The sequence below is a fragment of the Bradyrhizobium paxllaeri genome (genome assembly GCF_001693515.2).
Classification (GTDB): Bacteria; Pseudomonadota; Alphaproteobacteria; order Rhizobiales; family Xanthobacteraceae; genus Bradyrhizobium; species Bradyrhizobium paxllaeri.
In genome coordinates this window covers 6,382,681-6,403,187 of record NZ_CP042968.1, presented here as the reverse complement: position 1 = coordinate 6,403,187, position 20,507 = coordinate 6,382,681, and the positions used below count along the sequence as shown (strand labels likewise).

The window sequence follows — 20,507 nt, the reverse complement described above, 5'->3', positions numbered from 1 at the left end:
GAATGACGGCGATAGCTTCTCAAGGCCGGCCCGCTGCTTTATCTTGCCGCGCAACCAATGGAGGAAGTCATGAAGAAACTGCTCGGCCGGCTGGCCGCCTCGCTGCTCGCGCTGACGCTCACGACCGGGCTTGCCGCAGCGCAAAGCAAGGTCACCGTCGCGATCGGGGGCGGCTCCTGCCTGTGCTATCTGCCGACGGTGCTGGCCAAGCAGCTCGGCGAATATGAAAAGGCAGGGCTGGCGGTCGAGCTGGTCGACCTCAAGGGCGGCTCGGACGCGCTCAAAGCCGTGCTCGGCGGCAGCGCCGACGTGGTGTCGGGCTATTTCGACCACTGCGTCAATCTGGCCGCCAAGAAGCAGGAGCTGCAGTCGTTCGTGATCTATGACCGCTACCCCGGCCTGGTGCTGGTGGTGTCGCCCAAGCACACCAATGACATCAAATCGATCAAGGATCTGGCCGGCAAAAAAGTCGGCGTCAGTGCGCCGGGCTCCTCGACGGACTTTTTCCTGAAGTATCTGTTGAAGAAGAACGGCCTCGACCCGACCAGCGCCTCGGTGATCGGCGTCGGGCTCGGCGCAACTGCCGTGGCGGCGATGCAGCAGGGCCAGATTGAAGCGGCCGTGATGCTCGATCCCTCCGTCACCGTTTTGCAGGGCAGCTATCCCGATTTGAAGATACTGGCCGACACCCGCAGCACGAAGGACACGCTCGCCGTGTTCGGCGGCGAATATCCCGGCGGCGCGCTCTACACGACCACGGCGTGGATCAAGTCGCACGAAAAGGAAGTGCAGGCGCTGACCACGGCGATCGTCAACACGCTCGACTGGATTCACTCGCATTCGCCGGAAGAGATCATGGCGAAGATGCCCGAGGAAATCGTCGGCAAGAACAAGGAACTTTATCTGGCGGCGCTGAAGAATACGATCCCGATGTATTCGCTGACCGGCAAGATGGATCCCAAGGGCGCGGACGCGGTGCTCGCGGTGTTCAGCGAGGGGTCGCCGGAGGTCGCCAAGGCCAATATCGACGTGACCAAGACCTACACCAACAAATATGTCGAACAGGTCAAGAAGACCTCTGGTACGAACACCAAGTGAAGTCCGGATAGGTTCGGCGTGATATCAAGCGAAGTCCGGCGATGAGTGACACGAAGCAGCCGGTCATTCATCGCGTCAGCGCGCTCGACCTCGTTGTCGAAGCGTGGACGTGGCCGTTTGCCGAAACGCGGCGCGCGGAGATCGCGGCGCATTTCGCCGACAAGCAGCGCGAAAAGCCTGCGATGTGGAACGGTCGCGTCCTACTCGGACGCAATCTGGTGTTCGCCGGCGACCGCCTCAGCGCCAGCTATTTCGAGACTGACTTTGCAAGTTTTCTGGCCTGGCGCGACTGGGGCTTTCCCGACGCGTCCGTCTTCAACGGTTTCGGCATGGGTGCGCTCCGCTGCGCCGACGGTGCCTTCGTGCTTGGTGAGATGGGGCAGCATACGTCGAATGCCGGGCGCATCTATTTTCCTTCTGGCACGCCCGATCTCGACGACGTCAGGGACGGGACGGTCGACATTTCAGGCAGTGTCGTGCGCGAACTGGAGGAAGAGACCGGCCTCGCTCCCGGTGAATACGAGAGCGAGCCGCACTGGCACTGCGTCTACACTGGGCCGGCGCTCGCGATGATCCGCCTTCTGACTGTCAACGTGCCTGGCGATGCGGTGCGCAAGCGGATCGAGCGCAGTCTTGCCACGCAGGATCAACCCGAGCTATCCGCCATCCACCTTGTGCGCAGTGCGCGTGATCTGACCTCCGCCATGCCGCGCTTTGTCACGGCCTTTCTCGAGGCGCAGTTTGCGGCCTGACTTCGGCTTAGGGGCGCGCGCGATCGACCTGTTTCTTTCTCTTGATGTTTGTCTTCTTGACGACCGCTCGCTTCGTTGACGTGCCTGTGGCCGATCGTCGCTCGGCAGCGGCGGTCGTCGTCCGCCGGTTCGACAGTTTCACCTTCGTATAATCAAGCACCCGTTCCATCGCGATCCGCGCCTTCCCGGCGTCGCCGCTCTCGATCGCGCGGGCGGCGGCGGCATGGTTGGGCAGATTGTCCTTGAACCAGCCGACGCTGCCGACCGCCACGTCGAAGACGGTGTTCAGGATGGTGTCGATGGCGCCGCGAAAGCCCTGTAGCACCGGGTTGTGTGTGGCGTCGAGGATCGCAAGGTGAAACGCCTTGTCTGCGGCGATGGCACTCGCCTCGTCCTGCGCAGTCTCCATCGCGGCCAACGCCGTATTGATGCGCCAGCGGTCGTTCCGCGTGGCGCGCTCGGCCGCGAGCGCTGCGGCCGCCGGCTCGATGATCGAGCGGACTTCCTGGATGGCGAGCAGGAGATCGCGGTCCGGCTCCTTCTGGCCGACCAGCCAGCTCAGCACGTCGCGGTCGAGCAGGCTCCATTCGGCGCGCGGCAGCACATGGGTGCCGTGGCGCGGACGGACGCTGACCATACCCTTGGCGGCAAGCGTCTTGACGGCTTCGCGCACCACGCCGCGTCCGACGCCGAAGCGGGCTTCGAGATCGGGCTCGGGCGGCAGCGCGGTGCCGACCGGAATGAGATCCTGCGCGATTTCGCGGCCGAGTGTCGTCAATACGCTGCGAATGCGCCTCGGCTTGATGCGCCTGTCGGCGGTCCTTGGCCTGGCCACCTCTGCTGCTCCTGATGTCTACGGAATTCGCGATTGCCTAACACGCGCCTGCTGTGATACGCAATCATCCGATGTTTAACATCCGATGATTGTACGGCACACGCACGCATCGACGGAACGGGAGATTGCTACTTTGGGTGCCGAGACGCCCGCGACAGTGTGGCCTCGGTTATTCGGCTTGACATCGCACGGCGCTGCCCGTGTGATGAGAAGAATAAACAACGACAAAAATAAAACGATAAAAACAGAAGGTGCGTTGCACCATCGACAGAGGGAGGTTTTGATGCCGGGGCGCAAAGCTGCACGCCTTCTCGTTGGGCTGTCCGCCGCAATCGTGGCGCTGGGGATGGCGGTTTCCGCCGAAGCTCAGGAAAAAAAGATCAAGATCGGGGTGATTTACGACCTGACCGGCCCGCTCGCGGGCGGCGGTTCGGAGCTGCAATATATCGGCGCCAAGATCATGCTCGACCAGTACGCCAAGACCGGCGTCGAGGGTTACAAGGTCGAAGCCGTCTACGCCGACGCCCAGAGCAAGCCTGATGTCGCGATCAACGAGGCGGTGCGGCTGATCGAGCAGGAAAAGGTCAACATGCTGCTCGGCTTCTTCTCCTCGGCGCAATGCGTGCCGGTGGCCGCGCGCGTCGAGCAGCTCAAGAATTTCATGTGGATCACCACCTGCATCTCCTCTGCGGTGCTATCAGACAAGAACTTCAAATACGTCTTCCGTCCGCAAGCTTCCGGCGACCAGTTCGGCATGATGACGATGGATTTCATCGCGCAGAATTCCAAGGAGAAGCTCGGCAAGGAGCCGAAGGATTTGCGCGTCGCCATCATCCACGAGGACGGCGCCTATGGCGTCGACGTCTCCAAGGGCAACGAGGCCGGCGCCAAGAAAGCCGGCTTCAACATCGTGCTGAAGGAAGGCTATTCCGCCACCGCGCCGGATCTCTCCGCGCTCGTTACCAAGCTGAAGCGCGCGCGGCCCGACGTGGTCTTCCACACCGGCTATAACCCCGACATCACTTTGTTCGGCCGCCAGGCGCGCGAGCAGGGCCTGAAGTTTGCAGCGCTCGTTGGCCACGGCGCGGGCTATGGCGTCTACGAGAAGCTGAAGGAAGGTCTCGGCGCCGACGTCAATTACGTCTTCAACACCGATCCGATCTCGATCTGGCTCGCCAACCAGAAGTCGATGGATCCGAAACTGCCGCCGGTCATCAAGATGGTCGGCGAGGAGTTCGACAAGGCCAAGCCGGGGGTTGCGATCCGCTCCGCGCATGTCGGCATGGCGGCGTCCAACACCTATCTGTTCCTGACCGAGGTGCTGCCGCGCGCCATCAAGAAATATGGCGGCGTCGATCCCGATGCGCTGCGCAAGGCAGCGCTCGAGACCGATATTCCGGAAGGCGGCACCATGCTGGGCTTCGGCGTCAAGTTCCACGGTGAGGGCACCCAGATGGCCGGGCAGAACGAACGCTCGTTCCCGGTGGTCATCCAGTATGTCGACGACAAGTCATACGTGGTGTGGCCGAAGAGCCAGGCGCAGCGCGAAGCCGTGCTGCCGCTGCCGAAGGGAACCACGTTCAGCAACCAGTAAGAGCCGGGAAACGGCTAAGCGGAGGTTCTGGCGTGCTGACGGTAGAAGGGTTGGTGAAGCGTTTCGGCGGCTTCACCGCTGTGAACAACGTGTCGTTCCGGGTCGAGCAGGGCGAGATTCTGGGCCTGATCGGCCCGAACGGCTCCGGCAAGAGCACGATCTTCAACATGCTGTCGGGCACGCTGATCCCGACGGCGGGATCGATCCTGTTCAACGGCGCCGAGATCGCAGGCCACGCGCCGCATCGCATCATCAACGGCGGCATCGGCCGCACCTTCCAGATTCCGCGGCCATTTCACCGGCTCACCATCTTCGAGAATGTCGCGCTGGCCGGCTATTACGGCCAGGGCCGCCACAGCCGCGCCAGGGCGGATGAGGCCGCCGAACGCGCGCTTCATATGGTCGGCCTGCCGACCAACCGCCACGCCGGCGTCGACGGCTTGGGTGCCGCCGGGCTGAAGAAGCTCGAACTCGCCAAGGCGCTCGCCACGGGGCCGAAACTTCTGCTCGCCGACGAAAGCCTCGGCGGGCTCGATGAGCACGAGATGGATCAGGCCGCCGACATGCTGCGCAAGATTCGCGACGAGCTCGGCATCACCATCATCTGGGTCGAGCACATCATGGGCGTATTGATGCGCGTGGTCGACCGCGTGATGGTGCTCGATCACGGCGAGAAGATTTCGGAAGGGCTGCCGAGCGCGGTGGCGAGCGACCCGCGCGTGATCGAGGTCTATCTCGGCACCGACGCTGATTCGAGCCAGGCCGCGGCGGCGGAAGCGCGCCGGAAGGCGGGAGTCTGACGGATGCTCGAACTGAAATCGCTCGACGCAGGTTACGGCACCTTCCAGGCATTGTTCGGCATCAATCTCGATGTCAAGGCGGGCGAGGCGGTCGGCGTCATCGGCCCCAATGGCGCGGGCAAGACCACGCTGATGCGCGTGATCTCCGGCCTGATCCGCCCCGTCAGGGGCAGCATCGCGATGGAAGGCCACGACGTGCTGGCGACGCCGGCGCATCGCATCGTCGATCTCGGCATTGCGCATGTGCCGGAAAACCGGCGGCTGTTTCCGCGGCTCACCGTCGACGACAATCTGAAGATGGGCGCCTACATGCCGGGCGCCCGCGCCAAATATGCCGAGCGCCTGGAATTCGTGTTCAATCTGTTTCCGCGCATGAAGGAACGGCGCAGCCAGATGGCCGGCACCATGTCGGGCGGCGAGCAGCAGATGTGCGCGATCGGCCGCGCCCTGATGTCGGACCCGAAACTGCTGTTGCTCGACGAGCCTTCGGCCGGCCTCGCCCCGGTCGTGGTGCAGCAGGTGTTCGAACTGGTCAAACGCATCCGCGCCAGCGGGCTCACGGTGTTGATCGTCGAGCAGAACGTGCAGCAGGTGCTGAAGGTGGTCGACCGCGCCTATCTGCTCGAAGCCGGCACCATCCGCGCCTCGGGCACGTCGGAAGAGATGATGAAGACCGACACGATCAAGCAGGCATATCTCGGGGTGTAACGATGCAAGGGTTCCTCGACATCTTCGACATCTATCTGCTGGAAGCCGTGGTCAACGGCATCCTGCTCGGCGGCGTGCTGGCGCTGCTGGCACTCGGGCTCAATTTGATCTTCGGCGTCATCGACGTCACCTGGATCTGCTACGCCGAGCTGGTCATGATCGGCATGTACGGCATGTACTACATGGTGCAGGTGTTCGGCCTGCCGTACTGGGTCGCGGCGCCGATCGCGATCATGCTGGTGGCGGCGCTCGGCGCGCTCCTGCATTACCTCGTCATCGAGCCGCTATTGACCGCGCCGCCGATCAACCAGCTGCTCGCGACCGGTGGCGTGCTGTTCATCCTGCAGAGCTTTGCCACCGTCGCCTTCGGCATCGATTTCCGCAATCTCGGCATCCGCCTGCCGGTGCTGGCGATCGGCGACATGCATTTCAGCTATTCGCGGCTGCTCGCCTTCGCCGCCGCCTTGCTGGGCATGCTGGCGGTCTATTTCTTCATGACCCGCACCTTTACCGGCACCGCGATCCGCGCCATCTCTCAGGACCGCCAGATCATGTCGCTGATGGGCGTGGATACCAAGCGCATCTATCTCATCACCTCGGCACTCGGCGGCGCGCTCGCCGGTCTCGCGGCCTGCCTGCTGGTGCTGCAGTATGACGTGCATCCCTTTGTCGGGCTGTCGTTCGGACCGATCACCTTCCTGATCTGCGTGCTCGGGGGCCTCGGCAATTTCGTAGGCGGCTTCCTCGCGGCCTTCGTGTTCGCCCAGATCATTTCGCTGGGCGGCCTGTTCTCCGACCTCGAATGGGGCTACGTGCTGGCGTTCGCCTTCTTCATCGTCATGATGTTCATCCGGCCCGCGGGCCTTTTGGCGAGGCGCTCGTGAATTCCCGTCATGCTGCATGGGCCGTCGGACTCGTTGCGCTGATCGCGCTGCCCTTTGTCTATCGCGAGCCCTATCACCTGCACATTCTCGTGCTGATCCTGATCTGGTCGTTCGCCTATACCGCGTGGTCGATCATGGGCCGTTTCGGGCTGGTGTCGCTCGGCCATGGCGGCTTCATGGGCGTCGGCGCCTATGTCACCGCGCTGTTGTGGAACCATCTCGGCGTCTCGCCATGGATCGGCATTCCCATCAGCATGGTGGCAGCCGGTGTGCTGGCGCTCGTCGTCGCCTATCCCTGCTTTCGCTTCCGCATCACCGGGCACTATTTCGTGCTGGTGACGCTGGCGCTGTCAGGCATCGTGCTGCAGGTCATAACCGCCACGCGCGACCACACCGGCGGCTCGCTCGGCTACACGCCGAACCGCGCCCCCAGCGGCCATGGGCTGATGGCGCTGCAGTTCGACAGCAAGACGACATGGTATCTGATCGCGCTCGGGGTCTGGGTGTTCGGCCTTCTGATCTGGCGCTGGGTCGACCGCAGCATGAGCCGCTACGCCATGGAGGCGATCTCGGAGGATGAAGACGCTGCCGCCGCCGCCGGCGTCAACGTGACAGCCGAAAAGCTCAAGATCACGCTGATCTCGGCGCTGATGACCGCGCTCGCCGGCGCGCTGTACTGCCAGTACCAGATGTTCATCTCGCCCGACACGGTGAGCGGCATCGCAGTGTCGCTGCAGATGGTGTTCGCCGTCATCGTCGGCGGCCTCTATGTCTCGCTCGGGCCCACCGTCGGCGCCGTCATCACCATCCTGCTTGCGGAGGTATTGCGCATCAAGTTCGGGACCAACGCGGTGGGCTGGGACAACCTCGTCTATGGCGTGATGCTGGTGGTCTTCATCATCTTCCTGCCCAAGGGCATTCTTGGTAGCATCCTCGACAGATTGAAGACGCAACCGAAGAAGGCGTGAGGGATCGATAACGTGCACGGCACTCATCCCGTCATGGCCGGGCATAGCCGTCCGAAGGACGGCGTCGCTTACGCTCGCCTATGCCCGGCCATCCACGTCTTTCTATCGGCGACGGAGTCAAAACGTGGATGCCCGGGACAAGCCCGGGCATGACGACGGGGTGAGAGATGAACAAGAAATCTTCGCGATCGCTCGCGGATGAACTGAAGTCCTACGTCGCCCCGTTCCGCTACGACGGCTCCGGCGAATTTCACTTGAAATCGCACAAGACCAACGAGAAGGGCGGCCTCGACAAGGACACGGCGACGAAGATCATCGAGGCCAACCGCAAGCGGCTCAATGACTTTCAGGAAAAGCTCTACGCGCAGGACCGTTGGTCGATGCTGCTGATCTTCCAGGGCATGGACGCTGCCGGCAAGGACAGTGCGATCAAGAGCGTGTTCGAAGGGATCAATCCGCAGGGCTGCGACGTTTGGTCGTTCAAGCAGCCGTCGAGCAGGGAGCTCGACCACGATTTCCTCTGGCGCAGCACGATCGCGCTGCCCGAGCGCGGCCGCATCGGCATCTTCAACCGCTCCTATTACGAGGAATGTCTGGTGGTGCGGGTGCACCCGGAAATTCTCGCCAAACAGAAGATCCCGCAGCAGTTGGTCACCAAGGACATCTGGAAGGAGCGTTTCGAGGACATCTCCGCGATGGAGCGCTACCTCGCGCGCAACGGCACCGTGATCCTGAAATTCTTCCTCAACGTCTCCAAGGAGGAGCAGCGCGAGCGCTTTCTCGAGCGGCTCGAGGACCCCGCCAAGAACTGGAAGTTCTCGCTGGCCGATATCGGCGAGCGCGCGCTGTGGGCGAAATACCAGGCCGCCTACCAGGACATGATCCACCACACCTCGACCAAGGCCGCGCCATGGATCGTCGTCCCCGCCGACCACAAATGGTTCTCCCGCGTCGTGATCGGTTCGGCGATCGTGTCAGCGCTCGACAAGCTCGACCTGCATTTCCCGAAAGTCGACAAGGCCGACCGCAGCGAGTTCAAGCAGGTCCGCGAGGCGCTATTGGCGGAAGAGAGGGCGAAGTAGGGTGGGCAAAGGCGCGCAGCGCCGTGCCCACCATTGGTGCCGAGTAATCCGGACGAATGGTGGGCACGCTGCGCTTTGCCCACCCTACAAATTCCGGATCGGCCGGCTTCTTCAGCGAGAACCCGGGCAACATCGTAAACAAATATTAACCAGACAGGGGCGTTGTAAACGAATTATTAACCAATTGGGTTCGGGATTGGTCATGCGACAAACCCCGCACTAACGGAGAAGCTGATGGATACCCCAACATCTGCCGCACCCGACGAAAAAACGACTTCGGCGGAACCGGCTTTGGCGACACAATCCAGCAAATCGGAACCGCAAGAGAAGTCGAAACCCTCCGGCGCGCTGGAGGCCAGTGCCGAACGCATCAGCTCTTCCGTCGCCCGGTTGACCTCGAACTCGATCGACGAACTTCAGGGGTTGGTTTCCGAGCTGCAAAGAATGCAGGACTTCCTGAAGTCCGAGGTCAACAACGTCCAGCGCCAGATCGACAGCGCGTTGGCCGGAATCAACATCATCGTCGAAACGATCAGTCCCTGGAAAAGTATCGCGGCCTCGCAAGCGCATCCATCCGGCATGCGCAACGTCCGCCCGGGAGGACCGGCGGCCAATGTTGAGCAACGCATGCGCGTCGGGTAGTAACGGCGGGCGGGCCGCCCGTCGATATTTGCGGTGTATGGTGCGCACGAGAGAATGAACGCCGCATCGCCACCGCCACGTCACTAAATCGCCTGGCGACTCAACGACTGCTGTAGCAGCGGGCCGCGGGTGATGCGCGTGGGTGTAGCAGTGATGCGTTTTATGTCCAATTTAACTCCGGCCACGAGTGGGCTGATTCTGGTCGCACTGCTCGTGCTTGGCGCGGTCGTCGTTCAACATGTCGGCCCGGCTGAGAAAGGCGGTGTGGTCATCAGGGCGTCCGAACACGATGAGGGCCGCACGCGCACCACCGTCGGGAATGGTGACTGGGTTACTCCTGACATCGGTGGTGTCAAAGGCCTGAGAGGGTCGCTGCCGTAGGATAAATTGTTGGACAGGGGTGACTACGCAGAAGGGTGGGCACGCTTCCGCCTTCGCTCTTCGAGCTACGGCGGACAAGTCGCTTTGCCCACTCTGGGGCTAACGCGCTACGCCGCGGCTTCCCCGAAGATCATCTGCCAGCCTTTTCGCGTGTCCATGTACTCGCGAACCTGCTTGATGCGGCCGCCTGCCACGACAAAGATGAAACAATAGTCGTTGTCATAATGCCGTCCTTCGGGAAGTCTCGCCCGCATCCGCTCCTCGATGATCACCGTGTCACCATCGGCATGAACAGCGCGGAACGAGATATCGATTTCGGAGAACAGGCGGTGCATCTCAGAGGCGATGAAGCGCGCGATCTGGTCGGGGCCGACCATGTGATCGGTATGCGCGAGCGCCACCGCCGTCGCATTGCGGGCCGGCGCGATCCATTCGGCGTCCGGCGTGAAGAGGGATGCGATCTGGCCGGCGTCGCGGGTCGAAAATGTCTTCCAGGCGTTGAGGACGACGTCCTTGGCTGTCGGATTCATGATTGTTGCCTTCAGTGGAGAGTGAAATCGATCGCCCCCGATGTAGGACGGTCCGACCGCGACTGCTGGCCGGAATCGGACCTCATCACCTCCAGCCATTTTTCCCGGCCGCGCGATGCGGTAGAGTTCGAGGATGCTGAGTTTCGATGTCTGCAATGCTGCGCGGCTGCGGCGCGACGCGCGCTACGACGGCCGCTTCTTCACGGCGGTGCGGACCACGCGGATCTATTGCCGCCCGGTCTGTCCGGTGAAGCATCCGCTGACGCGTAACGTCAGCTATTACCCGACGGCCGCCGCCGCCGAAGCGGCGGGATACCGGCCATGCCTGCGCTGCCGCCCGGAAACCGCGCCGTTCTGCCCGGCCTGGAACGGCACGCGTTCGACCGTTGCGCGCGCACTGAAACTGATCGACGGCGGCGCACTGGAACGCGGATCAGTCGTCGCATTGGCGGAGAGGCTGGGGGTCACCTCTCGCCATCTCGCGCGGTTGTTCGAGCGCCATGTCGGCGCCAGCCCGCAGCAGGTCGCGACCACCCGCCGGGTGCAGCGGGCGAAGCGACTGCTGGACACCACCAACGACACGATGACGGAAATCGCCTTTCGCGCAGGCTTCGGCAGCGTCCGCCGCTTCAACGCGGCATTTTCCGATCTCTACGGCCGCTCGCCGTCGAGCCTCCGCGCGACATCGCGCGGTCGAAGAAGGTGAGGGGCGGGGAAGAACTCGCCGGGGCCTGCATCGCCCCGGCCGTCATACGCCGCGAAAGCGGGGTATCCAGTACGCTGCGGCCTCTCGGCCCGAGCGCCGAATACCGGGTCGTCCGGTCCCGGCTACGCCAAGGCTTCGCCGAGGCTGTCCCTTTTGGCTCGCCGTAGCCTTAGCGGAGGCGGCACGCCGGACGACGACATCAGAATCTAGGTCACCCATCCTGACCATCTTTTGGCATTGCGGCCGGCTGTATTTCTCGTCTAGAACAGCCCCGGAACGCCCTGCGGCAACGGACCGTCAACGGTTTTGGCCGAGATTTGGGCGTCCACAAGGGTCTGGCAATGCTGATTCGCAGCGAAAAGTCGGGAGTTTTGGGTGGAGCCGCCAAGGCTGCCCCCGCAATTCCGGCTGCGTCCGCGCCCACCCTCCTTCTTGGCGGGATTCTGCTTCTTATCGGCCCCTGAGGGCCGTCTGGGCATTTGCGCCTGGGCACTCAGGGGTTTTGAGCGAGATCACCAGACCCTTCAGCGCCACTTGAACCGGCGCAAGACCCAAAGGAATACAGAACCATGACCACCGCCAACAAGTCCGAGAAGGACCGCGTCATCATTTTTGACACCACGCTGCGTGACGGCGAGCAGTGCCCCGGCGCGACCATGACCTACGAGGAAAAGCTCGAGGTCGCCGAGATGCTCGACGACATGGGCGTCGACGTCATCGAGGCTGGCTTCCCGATCACCTCGGAAGGTGATTTTCAGGCGGTCAGCGAGATCGCCCGCCGCTCCAAGAATGCCGTGATCGCCGGCCTGTCGCGCGCGCACCCGAAGGACATCGACCGCTGCGCCGAGGCGGTGAAGTTCGCCAAGCGCGGCCGCGTCCACACCGTGATCGCGACCTCGCCCTTGCACATGCGCGTCAAGCTGAACATGACGCCGGAGCAGGTGATCGAAACCTCGATCGCCAACGTCACCCGCGCCCGCAACCAGATCGACGACGTCGAATGGTCGGCGGAAGACGGCACCCGCAGCGAGATGGACTTCCTCTGCCGCATCGTCGAGGCCGTCATCAAGGCCGGCGCCACCACGGTGAACATCCCCGACACGGTTGGTTATACCGTGCCGGAGGAATACACCCACTTCATGCGCACGCTGATCGAGCGCGTGCCGAACTCCGACAAGGCGATCTTCTCCGTCCACTGCCATAACGACCTCGGCATGGCGGTGGCGAACTCGCTGGCCGGCATCGCCGGCGGCGCGCGGCAGGTCGAATGCACCGTCAATGGCATCGGCGAGCGGGCCGGCAACGCCGCGCTCGAAGAGATCGTGATGGCGATCAACGTGCGCAACGACAAATTCCCGTGGTGGAACAAGATCGACACCACGCAACTGACGCGGGCCTCGAAACTGGTATCGGCGGCGACCTCGTTCCCGGTGCAGTACAACAAGGCAATCGTCGGCCGTAACGCCTTCGCGCATGAGAGCGGCATCCACCAGGACGGCGTGCTGAAGGACGCTTCCACCTACGAGATCATGCGGCCCGAAATGGTCGGCCTGAAGCAGTCCTCGCTGGTGCTGGGCAAGCATTCCGGCCGGCACGCCTTCGTGCACAAGCTGGAGGAGATGGGCTACAAGCTCGGCCCGAACCAGCTGGAAGATGCCTTCGCGCGGATGAAGGCGCTGGCCGACCGCAAGAAGGACATCTACGATGAGGACATCGAGGCGCTGGTCGATGAGGAAATGGCTGCCTCGCATGATCGCATCAAGCTGACCTCGCTGACCGTCATCGCCGGCACCCACGGTCCGCAGCGCGCGACCATGAAGCTCGACGTCGACGGCCAGGTGAAGATCGAGGAAGCCGAAGGCAACGGCCCGGTCGATGCGGTCTTCAACTGCATCAAGGCGCTGGTGCCGCACGAGGCCAAGCTGGAGCTGTATCAGGTCCACGCCGTCACCGAAGGCACCGACGCGCAGGCCGAAGTCTCCGTGCGTCTCTCGCATGAGGGCCGCTCCATGACGGCGCGCGCCGCGGACCCGGATACGCTGGTCGCCTCGGCAAAGGCCTATCTCGGCGCGCTCAACAAGATCGTCATGAAGCGCCAGCGCGATATGCCGGCCCAGGCGGCGGGCTGACGCGCGGCGCGTTGTCCCCATCGTCATTCCGGGATGGTCCGAAGGACCAGACCCGGAATCTCGAGATTCCGGGTTCGCTTCGCGCCCGGAATGACATCAATAACCAGCAACGAAACACGGCGCCTTGAGCGCCGTGTTTTGTTTTTAGCGACGCGACCGTAGGGTGGGCAAAGGAGCGCCAGCGACGTGCCCACCATTTATCATCGAGCGCGTTTCGCGATGGTGGGCACGCTTGCGCTTTGCCCACCCTCATATGAGGCGTTTTGAGTCAAGCATCCCGACAGGGCTTGGATGTGATTTTTACGTTCGGTGGAGCGGCGGCGCGCGGAGCCATGCGTAGCGCAGCGTGCCGCCGCGGTCGGTGCGCTCAGGGACTGGCTTCCGGCGATTTATGCAGTTGCTCACTGCATCACCTCATATCCGGTCGGACCGCTGTGATCCGCACCCACATTCCGCATGCATGCGGCGAGGAAGCCACGAGGATGAGACCCATCTACGAAACAGCCTGTTTGCTGGCCCAAGGGTGGCACGGTCACCATCCATCCCGCGCTGACCGCGGCAGATGCCGCGACGCTGACGCGTTCGTTGAAAGTGGTTAGATCTTTACGGCCTTGAGCACCGCGCCTTCCGGCACGAGACCGGTCGTGAGGTAGCGCCACAGCGCCACCATCAGCTTGCGCGCCAGGGCGACGATGGCGACGCGCTTGATGCGCTTGCCGGCATCGAGCGTGCGCTTGCGGTACTCCAAGGTCAGCTTGCTGTCCGGCTGATGCCGCAGCCACAGCCAGGCCAGTTCGATCGCGGCACAGCGGGCGCGCGGGTTGCCCGCCTTGCTGATGCCCTGGTCGCGGTCGATGCCGCCGCTCCGCCATGGACTGGGCGTCAGTCCGAAATAACTCCCGACCTCGCGGCGATTGCGGAAGTCCTTGTAGAACACCTCGCTGGTCAGCGTCGTCGCGAACGCCGGGCCGAGACATTTGAGCCGGCGCAGCAGTTCGCTGCGCCGGGTCATCTCGGCTTCCGCAGGCATTGGCTCCGCTGCGGCCGCCTCCTGCGCGAGCACGTCGAGCCGATCGCGCACCAGCATCAGCCGCGCGTGCTCGTGTCGGATCTCGCTCAGCATCCGCGGCGGCACCGCCTGGCCTTGCCAATCCCGCTGCGTTGCCAGCCAGCTCAGCCAGTCGCGCCGCCGCGGGTTCCCGACCGCCATGCCCCGCAGCCGCAGCAGTGCCTTGATCCGGTTGGTGTGAGCGGTTTGCTCCTTGATCAGCCGGTCGCGTTCGCGGCTGCCGCGGCGGGCGTCCTCCTGTTCGGCTGCAGGCACCCGGACGATCCGCACCACCCGCGGCTCGCCGCGCAGATACGCCATCAGCGTGCGCAGCATCCGCTCGCCATCGATCCGGTCGGTCTTCACCCGCCGCGCCCGCTGGTCCACCGCAATGCTGGCGGGATCAAACACGTAGTTCGTGATGCCGGCCGCCAGCAGCAGCCGGTGCAGCCAGAACCCGTCGTAGCCCGCCTCGTAGCAGCTCGCCACCGCCGGAACGCCTCCCAGCGTTCGAGCCGCCCGCTCCCGAACCCGACCCACCAACGCCAACAGCTCGGCATGATCGCCACCCTCCAGCTTGTGGTGCGATATCTTGTCCTTGTCCGGGCTGTGCAGCGCGACCCGCCAGCTCCGCTGGCTCAGTTCGATTGCAACGAAAATTGTGCCAATATGGCCGGCGGTGGGCGTGGCTACGGTGGATGCTTGCATCTGACTCTCCGAGGGGTTCGAGTGTGGAAACCCAAACCTTATCGGAAAGGCCACGCTCACCGCCTCATGGAATCTACGGTTCTGCGAACTGATTTGCCGCAAGCACAATTCTTGATGCGCAACTGCGACAAGATATCCCGAAGGCAAATCATTTCTGATTTTCAGAAATGGTGTCAAGCCCGGGAAGCAAAAATATTCCGCTTTCGTTCTCACCCAAATCAGCCGCATAACTCCGCCCGTCTCACGGCAAGATGAGGGGCGCTCGCGATCGTCACGAACGCGCGGTGAGATGCGATGGACGCTGATGTCACGACGACGGACGTGACGTGAGGCGTACGGCGAAGTCGTGTGGTTCGGGCGCCGCGGTGCTGGCGTTAAGTCCTGAGAAGCGAAGCTTCTCAAAGGCGACGGAGGCAAAAGAGCCGTTCTCCGGGAAGAGCACGAAGTAAGTCGTAAAGCCATTGCGCAGGGAAGGCCGGAGTGTTTCCGCTGTACCTGTATGCTCGTGTGCGCCTTTTGCTATGCGCAATGGCACGCGAGACCGCGGGTGCGGCAAGCACCCGGTCTTCCCTGCGCCCTCTGATCTCAAAGGGGGTAAACAAAGATGCAAACCTCGGGCAGAACATGTCGCGAGATCGCCGACCTACATTCAAGTGTCATCGGCCGGCTTGCCGCCTTCGCTAAAGCTTCGGCGAGCCAAGAGGGAAAGCCTCGGCGAAGCCTTGGCGTAGCCGGGACCGGGCGACCAAGTATCCCAGAGACAACAATGATTGAATCGATAAGCCGCGGCGTACTGGATCCCCGCCTTCGCGGGGATGACAGCCGAGTGTTGGTTCGCAATGACGGATGAGAAAATCCCCGAGCCTTTCGTTGCGAGGAAAGCAGACACAGCGAACGTTTATTGGACGCGGATTGCGGAGCTCCGGCACGCTGCCCGAACCAATAATCCGACACCGGGCGACCGGAATTGATTTTGCAGCGCAGCAAAGTGCGTCAACAGGCCCCTTCTAACGGGCAATGGCAATTCGGTCGGCTTGTCTATATTGGTGCATCTGGCATGCAAGCATCGGAACCGCGTCGGCGCGTTCCGGGAAAATAACGGGAGGAAACATGCGCAAGCTGATTTTGGCCGCGGCATCGATCGCGGCGCTGGCTCTGGTCGGACCTGCTGCGGCGCAATCGCCGATCGTCATCAAGTTCAGCCATGTGGTGGCAACCAATACGCCGAAGGGGCTGGCGGCCGAGAAGTTCAAGGAACTGGCCGAGAAATACACCGAGGGCAAGGTCAAGGTCGAAGTCTATCCGAACTCGCAGCTCTACAAGGACAAGGAAGAGCTGGAAGCGCTGCAGCTCGGCGCGGTGCAGATGCTGGCGCCCTCGAACTCGAAGTTCGGCCCGATCGGGGTCAAGGAGTTCGAGGTCTTCGATCTGCCCTACATTCTTCCCGATCTGAAGACGCTGCGGAAAGTGACTGACGGTCCGCTCGGCGCCAGGCTCCTGAAGCTGCTCGAACCGAAGGGCATGATCGGTCTTGCCTACTGGGACAACGGCTTCAAGCAGATGTCCGCCAACAAGAAGCTGGTGGCGCCGGCCGACTATCGTGGCCTGAAGTTCCGCATTCAGTCGTCGAAGGTGCTGGAAGCGCAGTTCCGCTCGCTCGGCGTGGTCCCGCAGGTGATGGCGTTCTCGGAAGTCTATCAGGCGCTGCAGACCGGCGTCGTCGACGGGCAGGAGAACACCTGGTCGAACATCTATACCCAGAAAATGCACGAGGTGCAGAAGTACATCACCGAGACCAATCACGGCTACATCGGCTATGTCGTGGTCACCAACAAGAAGTTCTGGGACGGGCTGCCGGCGGACGTTCGGGCCAATTGCGAGAAGGCGATGAAGGAAGCCACCGCCTATGGCAACGCGCAGTCGCAGAAGGAAAACGACGACGCGCTCGCCGACATCAAGAAGACGGGCAAGAGCGAGATCATCAAGCTCACGCCAGAGCAGGACGCCGCGATGCGCAAGGCGATGGAGCCTGTCTACAAGGATGTCGCCGGCCGCGTCGGCCAGCCGCTGATCGACGAGTTCCTGAAGGAGACGAGGGGCGCGACGAACTAGGTCAATGTTGATTGGGCTTCCGTGTCACGGCACGGAAGCCCTTCGCATTTTCGGGGCGAGCGGCGCGAGCCGCGCAGGATAGGGTAGGGCTGTCAGAGGCCCAGCCTGAAGGGGGAACATTGATATTGCTTCGCATCCTCGACCGGCTTGAGGAGATCTTGATCGCAACGCTGATGGCGCTCGCGACCGTGCTGATCTTCCTCGCCGTGTGTCACCGCTATCTGCTCGGCATACCCTTCCTGTTTCCGATCCTGTTCCCGATCAACCTGTCCTGGGCGCAGGAGCTCTGCATCTACATGTTCGTGTGGGTGGCCAAGTTTGGCGCCGCCTATGGCGTGCGCACCGGCATCCATGTCGGCGTCGACGTCGTGGTCAATCAGCTCAGGTCGCCCTGGCGCAACTATGTCGTGCTGTTCGGTTTGCTCTGTGGCGCGTTCTTCACCGTGGTGATCGGCACCATGGGCGCGAAGTTCGTTTACGGGCTCTACCATACCGACCAGGTGTCACCCGACCTCGAGATTCCAAGCTGGTTCGTCTACCTCTGCATTCCTCTCGGCTCCTATCTGATGTGCTTCCGCTTCCTGCAGGTGGCATATCATTACTTCTTCACCGGTGAACTGCCGCATCACGACCACGCCCATGTCGAGGGCGTGGACGTCGATGAGCCGGGTGCGGGCGCTGCGGGGGTGACGCGATGACCTCGGTTATCATCTTCGGCCTCCTGATCGCGCTGATGCTCACGGGCATGCCGATCTCGATCGCGCTCGGCCTCACGGTGCTCACCTTCATCTACACGATGACCAACGTGCCGACGGAATCGGTGGCGCTGAAGCTGTTCACCGGCATCGACAATTTCGAGATCATGGCGATCCCGTTCTTCATCCTCGCCGGAAATTTCCTCACCCATGGCGGCGTCGCGAGACGCATGATCGATTTTGCGAGATCGATGATCGGCCATTGGTATGGCGGGCTGGGGCTCGCCGGCGTCCTGGCCTGCGCGCTGTTCGCCGCCGTGTCGGGCTCTTCGCCCGCCACCGTGATCGCGATCGGGTCGATCATGCTGCCCGCGATGGTGAAGCAGGGTTTCCCGAAACGCTTCGGTGCCGGCGTCATCACCACCTCGGGCGCGCTCGGCATCCTGATCCCGCCGTCGATCGTGATGGTGATCTATTGCGTGGCGACCGGCGGCAACATCGCGCTCGATCCGGCCGGCCAGCGCGTCTCCTCCGCGTCGGTCGGCCAGATGTTCATCGCCGGCGTCATTCCCGGCCTGATGCTGGCGACGCTGCTCGGCATGACCACCTTCTACCGCGCCTGGCGCAACGATTATCCGAGGCTGCCGAAGGCGAGCTGGGGCGAACGCATTACTGCGTTCCGCAAATGCGTCTGGGGCCTGCTGCTGATCCTGATCGTGCTCGGCGGCATCTATGCTGGTATTTTCACGCCAACCGAAGCTGCGGCGATCAGCGCCGTATATGCCTTCGTGATCGCCGTGTTCGTCTATCGCGACATGACGCTGTGGGATGTGCCGAAGGTGCTGCTCGGCTCGGCCAACATGAGCGCGATGATCCTCTACATCATCACCAACGCGGTGCTGTTCTCCTTCCTGATGGCGAACGAGAACATTCCGCAGCAGATCGCCAACTGGATCACCTCGATCGGCGTCGGCTGGATCGTCTTCCTGCTCGTCGTCAACGTGCTGCTGCTGATCGCCGGCAACTTCATGGAGCCGTCCTCGATCGTGCTGATCATGGCGCCGATCCTGTTTCCGGTGGCGGTCAAGCTCGGCATCCATCCGGTGCATCTCGGCATCCTGATGGTGGTCAACATGGAGGTCGGTATGTGCCATCCGCCGGTCGGGCTGAACCTCTATGTCGCCTCCGGCATCGCCAAGATGGGCATCACCGAGCTGACGATCGCGGTGTGGCCGTGGCTTCTGACCATGCTGATCTTCCTCGGCATCGTGACCTACGTGCCGGAGATCTCGCTGTGGCTGCCGCGAATGCTCGGCATGCTCTAGCCATGCTGCATTGCGCTGGATCAAACGGAGGGCGGATTACATCTTGGTAAGGGAAGCCTCTCTTGCCAATCCTTAAGTTGAACGCAGGCCGGGGCCGGCCCATCTTCAGGCAACCTTTCACAGGAGGTTCGCATGAGGAAGTTCGCCATCGCAGCGGTCGCGGTTCTCGCCATCGCCGGCTCCACCGCTGTTTACGCCCAGCACCGCCATTGGGGCTATGGCCATATGCGGATGAGCCCGGAGGACCGGGCGGCTTTTGCGGACGCGCGGATCGCGGCGGTCCATGCCGGCCTCAAGCTTTCGGCCGAGCAGGAAAAGCTGTGGCCGCCGGTCGAGGCGGCGGTGAAGGAGTTCGCCAAGCTCAGGATCGATCGCGCCAATGCGCGGATGAGCTCGCGGGACGATTCCGACCAGCAGAAGCCGGACGATCCGGTCGCCCGGCTGCGTGACCGGGCCGAGAACATGGCGGCCTCGGCGGCGGCCATGAAGAAGATCGCGGACGCGGCCGATCCGCTCTACAAGACGCTGGATGACGGCCAGAAGCGCCGGCTTGCCGTCCTGACCCGGATGGACCGGTTCAGGGAGGGCTGGCGCCACCGCCGGTTCGAGCGCGAAATGGGCCGGGATCGCGACTTTGACCGGCATCGGGGCTATGACCGCGACCGGTATGACCGGAATGGTGGCCCGGATCGGAACGGCTCCGAACGGCTCTGACGCGCGCCCGATCGGGTCCCGATCCAGACAACGGCAGAAGCCGCTGAAATCCAGCGGCTTTTTGCCATTCCGGAAAGCCGCCAAAGCCCGGGAAAACTTCACGCCTCTTGCTGGACATCCCGGGATCGCTTTGCTAAACGACGCCCCTCGCAAAGGTTTTCCGGACCTAAAGCGTCCGGGCGCATAGCTCAGTTGGTAGAGCAGCTGACTCTTAATCAGCGGGTCCCAGGTTCGAGCCCTGGTGCGCCCACCACAGGAAAACGATTGTTTTCCAATGACTTCGCTGGGTGGTTGCCAAGAACAACTGGGTCTCGTGCGACCATTTCTTGGTTGGGACGTCGCATAGCTAGATTGCGGTTGTCATTGTCCTTGTTTCTGTAGCCTCACCCGAGTTGATACAACGCCCAGATGCGACGGTACAGGTCGATTGCTTGCTCGTCGTAGATTGGGATACTGGGGCGAATAAAACGGACGATCTGCTCCCTGCGTCGCCTCGCGTGCCGATTTGTGCAGAACCAGAATCCGATTGGCTAGGTCGAGGTTGGCGTGACGTCCGGCGCCAACCGCGACTGCCTACAACTTGGTGCGTTCAGTAGGACGTGTGAACAGCTCCGGCACCTCGACCTTCCCATCTTCTCTGCTGCACGTGGAACAGGGGCTTGTGAGAGCTGGTTACAGCCCCCGCGACCCGGAAAGAATCAAGCTCTCCACAGCAATTAGTATGATCCACCGTCGGTTGCTTGGCTATCTAACACTATTATAACGAGTTGAATTGCTGCCCTCCCGGCGGTGATTC

19 protein-coding genes and 1 tRNA gene are annotated in these 20,507 nt (G+C 62.6%); 17 read left to right on the top strand and 3 right to left on the bottom strand.

Annotated features, from left to right (window positions below):
• Positions 1–69: 69 nt before the first annotated feature.
• Both LMTR21_RS30510 and LMTR21_RS30505 read left to right on the top strand, forming a co-directional pair.
• Positions 70–1,098, top strand: a complete 1,029-nt coding sequence (locus LMTR21_RS30510; protein WP_065755943.1) for an ABC transporter substrate-binding protein — start codon at positions 70–72, stop codon at positions 1,096–1,098.
• Positions 1,099–1,139: 41 nt separating this feature from the next.
• Positions 1,140–1,850 (top strand): hypothetical protein, encoded by a 711-nt coding sequence (locus tag LMTR21_RS30505; protein ID WP_065755927.1) that lies wholly within the window; start codon positions 1,140–1,142, stop codon positions 1,848–1,850.
• Positions 1,851–1,857: 7 nt separating this feature from the next.
• On the opposite strand, the gene LMTR21_RS30500 is transcribed toward LMTR21_RS30505, so the two are convergent.
• The gene (locus tag LMTR21_RS30500) at positions 1,858–2,685 is read right to left on the bottom strand and encodes a FadR/GntR family transcriptional regulator (RefSeq protein ID WP_065755926.1); all 828 of its coding nucleotides are present in this window, start codon (positions 2,683–2,685) and stop codon (positions 1,858–1,860) included.
• A gap of 283 nt (positions 2,686–2,968) precedes the next feature.
• Between LMTR21_RS30500 and LMTR21_RS30495 the strand changes: the two genes are divergently transcribed.
• From LMTR21_RS30495 to LMTR21_RS30460, 8 genes are all read left to right on the top strand, one after another.
• Positions 2,969–4,279 (top strand): ABC transporter substrate-binding protein, encoded by a 1,311-nt coding sequence (locus tag LMTR21_RS30495; RefSeq protein WP_065755925.1) that lies wholly within the window; start codon positions 2,969–2,971, stop codon positions 4,277–4,279.
• A 32-nt stretch (positions 4,280–4,311) separates the two neighbouring features.
• Positions 4,312–5,079 carry an ABC transporter ATP-binding protein gene (locus LMTR21_RS30490; protein WP_065755924.1) on the top strand — a complete coding sequence of 256 codons (768 nt, stop codon included), beginning with the start codon at positions 4,312–4,314 and terminating at the stop codon, positions 5,077–5,079.
• A gap of 3 nt (positions 5,080–5,082) precedes the next feature.
• Positions 5,083–5,787 (top strand): ABC transporter ATP-binding protein, encoded by a 705-nt coding sequence (locus tag LMTR21_RS30485; RefSeq protein ID WP_065755923.1) that lies wholly within the window; start codon positions 5,083–5,085, stop codon positions 5,785–5,787.
• Between the two features lie 2 nt (positions 5,788–5,789).
• Positions 5,790–6,671: a branched-chain amino acid ABC transporter permease gene (locus LMTR21_RS30480; RefSeq protein WP_065755922.1), complete on the top strand. Its 882-nt coding sequence runs from the start codon at positions 5,790–5,792 to the stop codon at positions 6,669–6,671.
• The gene (locus LMTR21_RS30475; protein WP_065755921.1) at positions 6,668–7,639 is read left to right on the top strand and encodes a branched-chain amino acid ABC transporter permease; all 972 of its coding nucleotides are present in this window, start codon (positions 6,668–6,670) and stop codon (positions 7,637–7,639) included. Before LMTR21_RS30480 ends, LMTR21_RS30475 begins: the two co-directional genes overlap by 4 nt.
• A 167-nt stretch (positions 7,640–7,806) precedes the next feature.
• Entirely contained in the window at positions 7,807–8,721 is a 915-nt protein-coding gene (locus LMTR21_RS30470; RefSeq protein WP_065755920.1) for a polyphosphate kinase 2 family protein, read from the top strand.
• 234 nt (positions 8,722–8,955) lie between these two features.
• Positions 8,956–9,363 carry an RAD23 family protein gene (locus tag LMTR21_RS30465; RefSeq protein WP_141688594.1) on the top strand — a complete coding sequence of 136 codons (408 nt, stop codon included), beginning with the start codon at positions 8,956–8,958 and terminating at the stop codon, positions 9,361–9,363.
• Positions 9,364–9,501: 138 nt separating this feature from the next.
• A complete protein-coding gene (locus tag LMTR21_RS30460; RefSeq protein WP_141688593.1) occupies positions 9,502–9,744 on the top strand; it encodes a hypothetical protein in 243 nt (80 codons plus the stop codon).
• A 107-nt stretch (positions 9,745–9,851) separates the two neighbouring features.
• Here the strand turns inward: LMTR21_RS30460 and LMTR21_RS30455 are convergent, their stop codons facing one another.
• On the bottom strand, positions 9,852–10,274 hold the full coding sequence (locus LMTR21_RS30455) for a nuclear transport factor 2 family protein (protein ID WP_065755917.1): 423 nt from the start codon (positions 10,272–10,274) through the stop codon (positions 9,852–9,854).
• 133 nt (positions 10,275–10,407) lie between these two features.
• Here LMTR21_RS30455 and LMTR21_RS30450 point away from each other — a divergent pair, with 133 nt between their 5' ends.
• Both LMTR21_RS30450 and LMTR21_RS30445 read left to right on the top strand, forming a co-directional pair.
• Positions 10,408–10,980, top strand: a complete 573-nt coding sequence (locus tag LMTR21_RS30450; RefSeq protein WP_065755916.1) for a bifunctional transcriptional activator/DNA repair enzyme AdaA — start codon at positions 10,408–10,410, stop codon at positions 10,978–10,980.
• Between the two features lie 569 nt (positions 10,981–11,549).
• Positions 11,550–13,109 (top strand): 2-isopropylmalate synthase, encoded by a 1,560-nt coding sequence (locus tag LMTR21_RS30445; RefSeq protein WP_065755915.1) that lies wholly within the window; start codon positions 11,550–11,552, stop codon positions 13,107–13,109.
• A 595-nt stretch (positions 13,110–13,704) separates the two neighbouring features.
• On the opposite strand, the gene LMTR21_RS30435 is transcribed toward LMTR21_RS30445, so the two are convergent.
• Positions 13,705–14,865, bottom strand: coding sequence for an IS110 family RNA-guided transposase (locus tag LMTR21_RS30435; RefSeq protein WP_148636028.1), 1,161 nt, complete (start codon positions 14,863–14,865; stop codon positions 13,705–13,707).
• Positions 14,866–15,975: 1,110 nt separating this feature from the next.
• On the opposite strand from LMTR21_RS30435, the gene LMTR21_RS30430 reads away from it, so the two are divergent.
• The 5 genes from LMTR21_RS30430 (at position 15,976) to LMTR21_RS30410 (ending at position 19,964) form a co-directional block, all read left to right on the top strand.
• Positions 15,976–16,977 (top strand): TRAP transporter substrate-binding protein, encoded by a 1,002-nt coding sequence (locus LMTR21_RS30430; RefSeq protein ID WP_065751046.1) that lies wholly within the window; start codon positions 15,976–15,978, stop codon positions 16,975–16,977.
• Positions 16,978–17,099: 122 nt separating this feature from the next.
• On the top strand, positions 17,100–17,675 hold the full coding sequence (locus tag LMTR21_RS30425) for a TRAP transporter small permease (protein WP_065751171.1): 576 nt from the start codon (positions 17,100–17,102) through the stop codon (positions 17,673–17,675).
• A complete protein-coding gene (locus LMTR21_RS30420; RefSeq protein ID WP_065751047.1) occupies positions 17,672–18,997 on the top strand; it encodes a TRAP transporter large permease in 1,326 nt (441 codons plus the stop codon). The genes LMTR21_RS30425 and LMTR21_RS30420 overlap by 4 nt, the downstream gene beginning before the upstream one ends.
• 132 nt (positions 18,998–19,129) lie before the next feature.
• Positions 19,130–19,711 (top strand): Spy/CpxP family protein refolding chaperone, encoded by a 582-nt coding sequence (locus LMTR21_RS30415; protein ID WP_065751048.1) that lies wholly within the window; start codon positions 19,130–19,132, stop codon positions 19,709–19,711.
• A gap of 177 nt (positions 19,712–19,888) precedes the next feature.
• Positions 19,889–19,964: transfer RNA gene (locus LMTR21_RS30410), tRNA-Lys, on the top strand.
• Positions 19,965–20,507 lie beyond the last annotated feature (543 nt).

What these genes read in the sequence shown, in the direction of transcription:
- LMTR21_RS30510 (WP_065755943.1), top strand. Translation starts at nt 70, where the DNA reads ATGAAGAAACTGCTCGGCCGGCTGGCCGCCTCGCTGCTCGCGCTGACG.
- LMTR21_RS30505 (WP_065755927.1), top strand. Translation starts at nt 1,140, where the DNA reads ATGAGTGACACGAAGCAGCCGGTCATTCATCGCGTCAGCGCGCTCGAC.
- LMTR21_RS30495 (WP_065755925.1), top strand. Translation starts at nt 2,969, where the DNA reads ATGCCGGGGCGCAAAGCTGCACGCCTTCTCGTTGGGCTGTCCGCCGCA.
- LMTR21_RS30485 (WP_065755923.1), top strand. Translation starts at nt 5,083, where the DNA reads ATGCTCGAACTGAAATCGCTCGACGCAGGTTACGGCACCTTCCAGGCA.
- LMTR21_RS30480 (WP_065755922.1), top strand. Translation starts at nt 5,790, where the DNA reads ATGCAAGGGTTCCTCGACATCTTCGACATCTATCTGCTGGAAGCCGTG.
- LMTR21_RS30470 (WP_065755920.1), top strand. Translation starts at nt 7,807, where the DNA reads ATGAACAAGAAATCTTCGCGATCGCTCGCGGATGAACTGAAGTCCTAC.
- LMTR21_RS30465 (WP_141688594.1), top strand. Translation starts at nt 8,956, where the DNA reads ATGGATACCCCAACATCTGCCGCACCCGACGAAAAAACGACTTCGGCG.
- LMTR21_RS30455 (WP_065755917.1), bottom strand. Translation starts at nt 10,274, where the DNA reads ATGAATCCGACAGCCAAGGACGTCGTCCTCAACGCCTGGAAGACATTT.
- LMTR21_RS30450 (WP_065755916.1), top strand. Translation starts at nt 10,408, where the DNA reads ATGCTGAGTTTCGATGTCTGCAATGCTGCGCGGCTGCGGCGCGACGCG.
- LMTR21_RS30445 (WP_065755915.1), top strand. Translation starts at nt 11,550, where the DNA reads ATGACCACCGCCAACAAGTCCGAGAAGGACCGCGTCATCATTTTTGAC.
- LMTR21_RS30435 (WP_148636028.1), bottom strand. Translation starts at nt 14,865, where the DNA reads ATGCAAGCATCCACCGTAGCCACGCCCACCGCCGGCCATATTGGCACA.
- LMTR21_RS30430 (WP_065751046.1), top strand. Translation starts at nt 15,976, where the DNA reads ATGCGCAAGCTGATTTTGGCCGCGGCATCGATCGCGGCGCTGGCTCTG.
- LMTR21_RS30420 (WP_065751047.1), top strand. Translation starts at nt 17,672, where the DNA reads ATGACCTCGGTTATCATCTTCGGCCTCCTGATCGCGCTGATGCTCACG.
- LMTR21_RS30415 (WP_065751048.1), top strand. Translation starts at nt 19,130, where the DNA reads ATGAGGAAGTTCGCCATCGCAGCGGTCGCGGTTCTCGCCATCGCCGGC.